Origin of the sequence: Rhodovibrio sodomensis, assembly GCF_016583645.1 — a bacterium.
Taxonomy (GTDB): Bacteria; Pseudomonadota; Alphaproteobacteria; order Kiloniellales; family Rhodovibrionaceae; genus Rhodovibrio; species Rhodovibrio sodomensis.
Genome location: NZ_NRRL01000167.1, coordinates 1 through 7,835 on the forward strand (window position 1 = coordinate 1; position 7,835 = coordinate 7,835).

The following is a 7,835-nucleotide window of genomic DNA, read 5'->3' on the forward strand; positions in this document are numbered from 1 at the left end:
AGTACCTGCATACGTGCAGAGAATCTGGGTTATTTGGCGCCGCCAAGGCCTCCCTGTCGGATCGATTCGATATGTCGCACCCCAACCTAGACGCGCAAGTGCGACTCAATTGCATTTAGATCTGCTGGTCAGCAGGCGCGCCGCTTGACGAAAAGGGGCCAGCCGTTCGGCCACCTCCGCGTCGATCTCGGCGATCGCTTGGTCGATCGCATCGATGTGCTGCAGGTGCAGCTTGAGCAGGAAGCGGTGGTTCCGGGTGACGCGGCCGAACAGGGCCGCACGCAGCTCCTCGGGACTGGCCTTGATGCGACGATCCGCCTTGGCCGCGAGGACGGCGGGATCGGTCTCGCCGGCGACCAGCGCGTCGAGGATGGCCCGGCCGGTCACACCCAGGATGTCGGTGACCACCGAATCCAGCTTGATGTTGGCGGCTTCGAGGGTCTTCTGGATGCGCTGGGTGTGCCGGGTCTTCTCCCGGGTAAGCTGCTTGCGGGTGCGCGTCAGCTCACGGATCTCGGCGATCGGGGCCGGCGGCACGAAGCTGCTGCGGACCAGCCCATGGGCCAGCAGATCCGCCAGCCAGGTGGCGTCGTTGACGTCGGTCTTGCGACCCGGAACCCCTTTGACGTGCGCGGCGTTCGCGAGGATCAGCTCGATCTCGCCGTCGGCCAGGATGTACCAGACCGGCTTCTAGTAGACCCCGGTCGCCTCCAAGGCGACGTGCGTGCAGCCGTACTCGGCCAGCCACGCGGAGAGATCCAGCAGCGCGCTGGTGCTCGTGGCGAAGGTCCGCACATCCCGGTTGACCTCGGCACCGTCGGCCAGCCGCACGCAGGCCACGACGCTGTCCTTGTGCACGTCCAGGCCGGCACAGCGCTTGTGAAGAACGTCCATCTCAAGCTCCTGATGAGAGAGAACGTCACCGGCGTGGCGCCCCAACAACAGGAAGTCTCGCAAACGCGCTCCGGGATCGGCGATCCGTGGCGCAGATCTGGGTGCTCATGGGGCTCCGGGCCTAAACTCTTACACGGGCTTATCCGCACCAAGCAGAAGCCAGCCTCGCTGCCGGTGAACCTGATCAGTATAGCCCAGGTTTCGTCCGACAGGGTCGCGCAAAGCGCGGTGGGCAACTCTTACGGAAGATGCGTAGGTCCCATGGAGCGCGTTCTAATGCGATTTCCTTGATCGGAATCCGATACGTTAACCGTATCGATAAACGACTCGGGTGTAGGAAATGTGTTAGCCAACTGAGATTAGTCGACCTGGAACGCGAGCCTTGCTGTGCCACGTGCCCTGCTCCTGACCACTGCCGCGGCGGTGTACGTGGTTTTGTGGGTGGCGCTTTGGCACTTGGCATCGGCAGCCGCCCTGACGACGGGGACGTCGGTCTGGTACCCGCCTGCGGCGCTGACCTTCAGCTTACTGGCCGTGTTCGGGCCGGGTTGGGCGTGGTTGCCGCTCGTCGCATCGCTCGTCGCCGGCCGGGACCTTTGGCAGGGTGCGCCAACCCTGTTCGAAATCGCCGGCAGTCTAAGCCACGTTGGCAGTTACCTGTTCGCAGCGCTGGCCTTCCGGATGTCGACGCCGCCGCCGCGGATCGCGCTGACGCCCCGAACGCTCTCCAGGTTTCTCCTCGCCGGCCTCTCGGGCGCTGTGTTTTCGGCGGTGCTCGGTACCTTGAACCATCAGCTCGCGGGGTTGGCCGCCACCCTGCCGACCGGCCGTGCCGTTGTCGCCTGGTTTGCCGGCGATGCGCTGGGCATCGCCTCGCTTGCCCCGTGCCTCGTCTTCGCCCTGCTGCCCTGGCACCGCCGCCTTTCGGCCCCCGATAACTGGCGCCCGCTTCGACCGTACGCGTTCGCCCTTGTTGGCGATCTCGCAGCCATCGCCGGCGTTACATTTGCTGTCGGGCTCGTCGCTTGGATGGCAGACGTCGAGATTGTCCCGGTCAGCGCGCTCGCAGCTGGCGGTACGCTTATCATCCTGGCGGGCTGGCGGATGCCGCGGCAAAGCCTGACCACGTTGGCGATCGTGATGTCCGGGCTCGCCGTCGCCATGCTGCTCGTTCCGAGTCCAAGAGATCTGATCGAGAGCGGCCTGGTGATGCTGGTCAGTTCCCTGCTTGCGCTGGTGACGACGCAGCAGACCGTGGCGCTTCGCCGTGAGCGTCTCCGGCGTGCGAGCTTGGCCCGCCAGATCGCCGCGGCCCGCCGGGAACACGACGCCACCGCCGAGCAACTCGAACGCATGAAGAGGCGGATTGCCGAGGTCGGCCATGAATTACGCACGCCGCTCAACGCGATCATCGGCTTCGCGGGTCTGATCCGAATGACGGCGGGGAAGGCGGACACGTCGGCGACCGTCGAGCGCGCGGAAACCATCGAACACAGCGGCGAGTTCCTGCTGCTGCTCATCAACGACATCGTCGATGAAACGAGCCTCCGGCTCGGTCGGCTGAGCTTGCAAATCCAGCCAACGGACCCCGTCGAGCTGTTGGATGCCGTCGCCAGGATGCTGGCGCATCGCGCGGCGACGAAGGACCAGGTCCTAGATGTGAAGGTCGCGACGCCCCCGCCGCCCATTGGGGCCGACCCCGTGCGCTTGAAGCAGGTTTTGGTGAACCTCGTGCAGAACGCCATCAAGTACAGCCCGCGCGGGACACAAATCGTCCTAACAACGCGGATCGATAACAGAGCCGACGAGGTGCGCCTCTCGGTCGTCGACGAGGGGCCGGGGCTATCCCAGGCCGACCTTGAACTGGCGCTACAGCCCTTCACCCGGGTCGGCGACGCGGGTCGCGAAGGCGGTAGCGGCATCGGCTTACCGCTGGCGATGAAACTTGTACAAGAGATGGGCGGGGTAGCCGACGTGGACAGCGCGCCGGGCCGGGGAACGGCCTTTCACATTCGTTTACCGGTGGCGACTTCGAGTGACTAGGGTTAACACGCCTTCGTCGCCGGGCCGAATCTTCTCCATTCTAGCACCAAATCAACAGTTGCCGGTTGTCTTCGCCATTATCTTCCGTCCGACGCCTTCGGTGTCGAGAAGAGTTTGATGAGATGTGGCGACCAAGTGCTCTTTCGCAACCAGCCGTGACCGTGGCCGTCGATAGCCGACCATTCCTGGTCCGGGCCCACGGGCACCTCTGAGCAGAGGTTCGGCGGCCCGCGCCTTGTAACCCAAAGCCGCCATGAAGGCAGCTGAAAGCAGTTATTGTGGTTGTCCGATGCCCTGCATCAACGCACACGATCCAAGGTTCCGCGTGCTCTCCTTGGAAATTAAGTCCCCGACGACTGACCTGAGTTCGCGGTCACTGGACACGCGCGCATGATGGCGTTGGTGCCGAGACCGTCGGGCTGTGCAGAGCACGATCTGCGCCCGCCACACGTGTTTTTGCGGGGTGTTGCGATCCCGGACGACGGCCTCGAGACGATGGCGGTCATCCGGGGAAACCTCAAAACTGATAACGGTCAGCATGCCCCAGACTCGCACGCGGTGGCCGCCAGGGGAATCCCCTGCGGAACCCACCCGTTAGGCCTGAACCAGTAGGTTCTGTCACAGGTACGTTCTTCCCGTCCGGCTGACAACCGATCTGGCGATCGGCGCTTGCCGTTCACACATTACGACCAGGAGGTGAGACATGGTCCGGTTCACGGCACTCCTTCTGGCAGCAACGCTGATCGCGGCCGGCGTCGTCATCGCCCGCGGCCTGTGGCAGCTGTACGCGGGTACACGCGACGGTCAGCGCGCGCGGTCCGTGTGGGGTGGCTCGAACGTCGCACTGGGCGCCGGTACGTTGACGGCGGCCTATGGCATCGTCCCAGCGGCCGAGATCTTCATCCTGAGCACGCCGATCGTGGCCGTCCTGGTCGCCGGCTTCGCCATCGGCATCGATCTACGTGTCCGGCGGCAGATGCTTGGCAACCGCTTACGTCGCCGTCTGACGGGGGCGCCGGCGCGTCCGCCCCTGGGCAAGCGCACCGGCGGGACCATCAAAACGGAGGGAGCGCGGCGTTAGTCGAATACCTCTTCTTCCGTTGACAGCACGAGGCCTTGTCGGGCTCGCTTTCGCGGGTGGAAACCAACAGGGAGGCTCGAGATGACATTTCCAGTCAAACGTCGGCATTTCCTGGCCGGCATGACCGCTGCCCTTGTCAGCGTCGGCATGCTCGGCGGAAACACGGCGACGGCCCAGGACACCACCACAATCAAAATGTCCTACAACGGGCCGCCGAAGGTGGAGAAGAACGCCGTCCACCGTTTCGCAACCAACTTCAAGGAACTCGTCGACCTGCGTACCGGTGGGGCGATCCAGGTCGAGCTGTACCCGAACAGCCAGCTCGGCAAGGAAGCCGCCCGCATGGAGCAGGTGATGAGCGGGCCGATGATCAACGTGGCCTCGCTCGCCGGGATGCAGTCGGTGTTCCCGGAAATCTTCGCCGGCAACGCGCCGTTCATGTTCAAATCGTTCGAAGCCGCGCACCATTTCTACGAAAACGGCAAGTACTGGCAGCAGGCCACCAAGGCTTTCCACGAGCGCACCGGCGCTTATCTGCTTGAGGCGGTCGAAGAGGGTGGCTTCCTTGCGTTCACGAACTCGCAGCGGCCGATCCGTTCGCCCGAGGACTTCAAGGGCCTGAAGTTCCGTGCGATGGATCAGAGCCAGGTCGCGCTCTATAAGGCGTTCGGCGCCTCGGGCACACCGATCCCATGGACGGAAGTCTACACCGCGCTCAAGACCGGTGTCGCCGACGGGCAGATGAACCCACCGATGTACATCATCATCGGCAGCCTCCATGAAGTCCAGAAGTATATGACGATGGCTAATATCCAGTACTCGATGCAGTTCCTGTTGGTGAACGGGTCCTGGATGGATCAGCTGCCCAAGGCGCACCAGAAGGCGATCCGACAGGCCGCGCACGACGCCAACGTGATCAACCGCATCTGGGTGGAGGCGAAAGTCCAGGAGCGCGTGAGCTTCCTGAAGTCCGAAGGGATGCAGGTGTACTACCCGACGGAGAAGGAGATGGAGGCGTTCCGCGAGCAGGGGCAGCCGGCCTATAACGAATGGCTCGCGGAGAAGATCGACCAGAAGTGGATCGACATGGCCAAGAAGAGCGCGGCCAAGGCGAACGAGATGGCCGCGAGCGGGTCATGATGGCGTCGTAGCCTGAGACCCGCTTAATGGCGTCGCTGCGAGAAGAGGCGGCCGTCTGGGCGCGACGTGTCGAGCGCGTCAGCACCTGGGCGGCCGGCCTCTGTCTGACCCTGAACGTCGGCGTGATCGTCTTCGCGGTGGTCGCCCGGTACGGCTTCGACGTGTCGCCGATCTGGACCGCCGAGTTGGCTCGATACGCCCTCATCTGGTCGGTCCTTCTTGCCGGTGCGGCCGCGCTACGGCGCGGGGAGCATATGCAGATTCGGATCGTCGTCGACCGGCTTCCACCGGCGTTCGCTGCCGTGATCCAGGCCATACGACGCTTCGTGGTGCTGGGTATCCTCGTCTTCATGACCGTCATGGGGGCGTATTACGCCCAGAAGGTCTCCGGGATGACGACGCTGGCGATGAACGTCTCGCGGAGTGTCCCGACAGCGTCGATCCCGGCCGGTATGGGGCTGATGCTGCTCCAGTATGTGCTGATCCTGATGGCCGGTTCCGCCAACCGCCGGAACGAGGAGGTCGTGCCGTGACCTGGGCGATGCTCGGGGTTTTCGTCGTTCTGATGGTGATCGGCGCCCCGCTTTTTGTCTCGCTTCTGGCGGCGGCCCTGACCGGCTTCGCGTGGATCGGCGATCCCTCGATGCTGCGGATCATGGTCCAGCAGTATTTCGGTGGCATCGACGTTTTCACGTTGATGGCGATTCCGTTCTTCGTCCTGGCCGGTACATTGATGAACCACGCCGGGCTCACCGACCGGCTCTTGGTCCTGTGCCGATCGGTCGTGGGCTATCTCCGCGGCGGTCTGGGCTACGTCAACGTGGTCGCCAGTATCCTGTTCGCGGGCGTCAACGGTTCCGCCGCGGCGGATTCCAGCGCCCTCGGGTCCATCCTGATCCCGGCGATGGAGAAGGACGGCTTCACGCGCTCCTACGCGGCCGGTCTGACCGCCGGCAGTTCGCTGATCGGGCCGATCATTCCGCCGTCGATCTTCATGATCCTGTACGGGACGATGACGGGCACATCGATCGGCGGCCTGTTTGTCGCCGGAATCATCCCGGGGCTCGTTCTCGGGACCGCGTTCATGGCGTTGAACTGGGCTCACGCCAAGCGGGCCGGGTTCCAGCCGACCGGCGAGCGATTTTCGCTGTCAGCGCTTGGGCGGGCCGTGATTTACGCGGTGCCGGCTCTGGTCGCGCCAGTGATCATCCTGGGCGGCATTATCGCGGGCGTCGTGACCCCGACGGAGTCCGGGGCGCTCGCGGTCGCCTATGTTGTCGTGGCCGGGTTTATGCTGACTCGGCAGCTGACCGTGAGCGCCCTGGCGCGGTCGATCGCCGAGACCGCGCGCCTGTCCAGCGCGATCTTCCTGATCATCGCGGCGGCCGCGGTGATCGGCTGGCTGTTGTCTTTCAACCAGGTGCCGCAGGCCTTCGCGGGCTTTGTGCTCGACTTCGCCCACAGTCCGCTTCTGGTTCTGCTGATCCTGAGCGCCATCACCTTCGTGATCGGCATGTTCATGGAAGAGATCGCTGCCCTGGTCCTGCTGACGCCGGTCTTCGCCCCGGTCGCGACAATGGCCGGGATCGATCCCTTCCACTTCGGGATCGTGATGACCCTGAACATCACGATCGCCCTGATCACGCCCCCCATGGGTGCGTGCGTCTACATCGTCTCGGCCGTCGGCCGTGTCCCGCTGGAGGACCTGTTCCGGAGCATCTGGCCGTTCGTCGCAACCGCTCTCGTCGCTTTGTTGGCGATCATTCTGGTTCCGTCGGTGACGACGGCACTGCCGGCCCTGTTCGGGTTCTGAAGGTTGATGTGGCAGGAGCTGGGTGCCGTATGGATCGCTGTACGACGCCCACTTAAGGGTGAAGCGTAGATGCGCGGCTAGAGTGGTTCAGCCCAGACGGAATGTTCCCTGTGGGCCGTGTGTTCAGCGTAGCGGCGTTCCGGCGCGCGGCCTCATCTTGTCGGTGTCCAGATCGATCTCCAGGCGATGCACCCCGTGCAGGCTGGTCTGATCGTCCAGGTTCGTTACGGCCGCGCCGTCTCTACGATCGTAGCTTGGGGCCGACACGGTTTCCGATGCAGCCGACGCGGCCTTCGGCAGGCTCAGATCCAGGCCGTCGGTGCTCGCCGACGCCGGCGGCGACATTTTCGCAGTGGGGGCCGCAGCGAGTTGCAGGCCATGTTGCCCGTGCCCGTAGACGTCCTCGCCGCCGACCAGATGGCTGCCAAAGACAATGCGCGCGGCCAGGAAAATAGCCTCGGCGACGCGACCCTTGCGGTCCTCGCGCTGTCCGGTGTCGATCGGGCGATGGGTCCGGGTCGTGTCGAAATTATTTACAGTTATCCTGCGAACTAGTCCAAACCTGTTATACTCCGAGTCTCTGGAGACCCGAATTCGGGCTTGACGCGAGTTAGAATCGGGATTCAGCTGCGAGCATGATACGCCCCGGTTTCCTCTCCTTTGAAGATCGCCGCGAACTCGAAGCGTGCGTGCGTCGGCATCGCGTGGACCACGGCGTTGCACGGCGGGCAAATGCCCTTCTGCTGCTGGATGACGGCAAAAGTTGCGCCCAGATCGCGGAGTTCCTGTATCTGGACGACGATACGATACGGGGATGGCACAAGGCGTATCAGCGCGACGGCTGGGAAGCTCTGGCTCGGGATG

Annotated in this window: 8 protein-coding genes and 2 pseudogenes; 7 read left to right on the forward strand and 3 right to left on the reverse strand. The window is 64.0% G+C overall.

Annotated elements, in window-relative coordinates:
- Positions 1–123 precede the first annotated feature (123 nt).
- A pseudogene (locus CKO28_RS25715) lies at positions 124–894 on the reverse strand (IS110 family RNA-guided transposase); the annotation flags it as partial.
- 387 nt (positions 895–1,281) lie between these two features.
- On the opposite strand from CKO28_RS25715, the gene CKO28_RS25725 reads away from it, so the two are divergent.
- Positions 1,282–2,937, forward strand: coding sequence for an ATP-binding protein (locus CKO28_RS25725; protein WP_200343985.1), 1,656 nt, complete (start codon positions 1,282–1,284; stop codon positions 2,935–2,937).
- A 386-nt stretch (positions 2,938–3,323) separates the two neighbouring features.
- Here the strand turns inward: CKO28_RS25725 and CKO28_RS28710 are convergent.
- Positions 3,324–3,477: pseudogene (locus CKO28_RS28710) on the reverse strand (IS630 family transposase); the annotation flags it as partial.
- 163 nt (positions 3,478–3,640) lie between these two features.
- Here CKO28_RS28710 and CKO28_RS25730 point away from each other — a divergent pair.
- The 4 genes from CKO28_RS25730 (at position 3,641) to CKO28_RS25745 (ending at position 6,971) form a co-directional block, all read left to right on the forward strand.
- Complete coding sequence (locus CKO28_RS25730; RefSeq protein ID WP_200343987.1) at positions 3,641–4,018, forward strand: hypothetical protein; 378 nt, start codon at positions 3,641–3,643, stop codon at positions 4,016–4,018.
- Between the two features lie 81 nt (positions 4,019–4,099).
- Positions 4,100–5,158: a TRAP transporter substrate-binding protein gene (locus CKO28_RS25735; RefSeq protein WP_200343989.1), complete on the forward strand. Its 1,059-nt coding sequence runs from the start codon at positions 4,100–4,102 to the stop codon at positions 5,156–5,158.
- A 26-nt stretch (positions 5,159–5,184) separates the two neighbouring features.
- Positions 5,185–5,691: a TRAP transporter small permease gene (locus CKO28_RS25740; RefSeq protein ID WP_200343991.1), complete on the forward strand. Its 507-nt coding sequence runs from the start codon at positions 5,185–5,187 to the stop codon at positions 5,689–5,691.
- Positions 5,688–6,971 (forward strand): TRAP transporter large permease subunit, encoded by a 1,284-nt coding sequence (locus CKO28_RS25745; protein WP_200343993.1) that lies wholly within the window; start codon positions 5,688–5,690, stop codon positions 6,969–6,971. The genes CKO28_RS25740 and CKO28_RS25745 overlap by 4 nt, the downstream gene beginning before the upstream one ends.
- A gap of 123 nt (positions 6,972–7,094) precedes the next feature.
- On the opposite strand, the gene CKO28_RS25750 is transcribed toward CKO28_RS25745, so the two are convergent.
- A complete protein-coding gene (locus CKO28_RS25750) occupies positions 7,095–7,316 on the reverse strand; it encodes a hypothetical protein (RefSeq protein ID WP_200343996.1) in 222 nt (73 codons plus the stop codon).
- Between the two features lie 24 nt (positions 7,317–7,340).
- Between CKO28_RS25750 and CKO28_RS25755 the strand changes: the two genes are divergently transcribed.
- Positions 7,341–7,526, forward strand: a complete 186-nt coding sequence (locus tag CKO28_RS25755) for a hypothetical protein (protein WP_207168936.1) — start codon at positions 7,341–7,343, stop codon at positions 7,524–7,526.
- A gap of 80 nt (positions 7,527–7,606) precedes the next feature.
- On the forward strand, positions 7,607–7,835 hold a 229-nt coding region (locus CKO28_RS29500), incomplete at its 3' end, for a helix-turn-helix domain-containing protein (protein ID WP_200340324.1).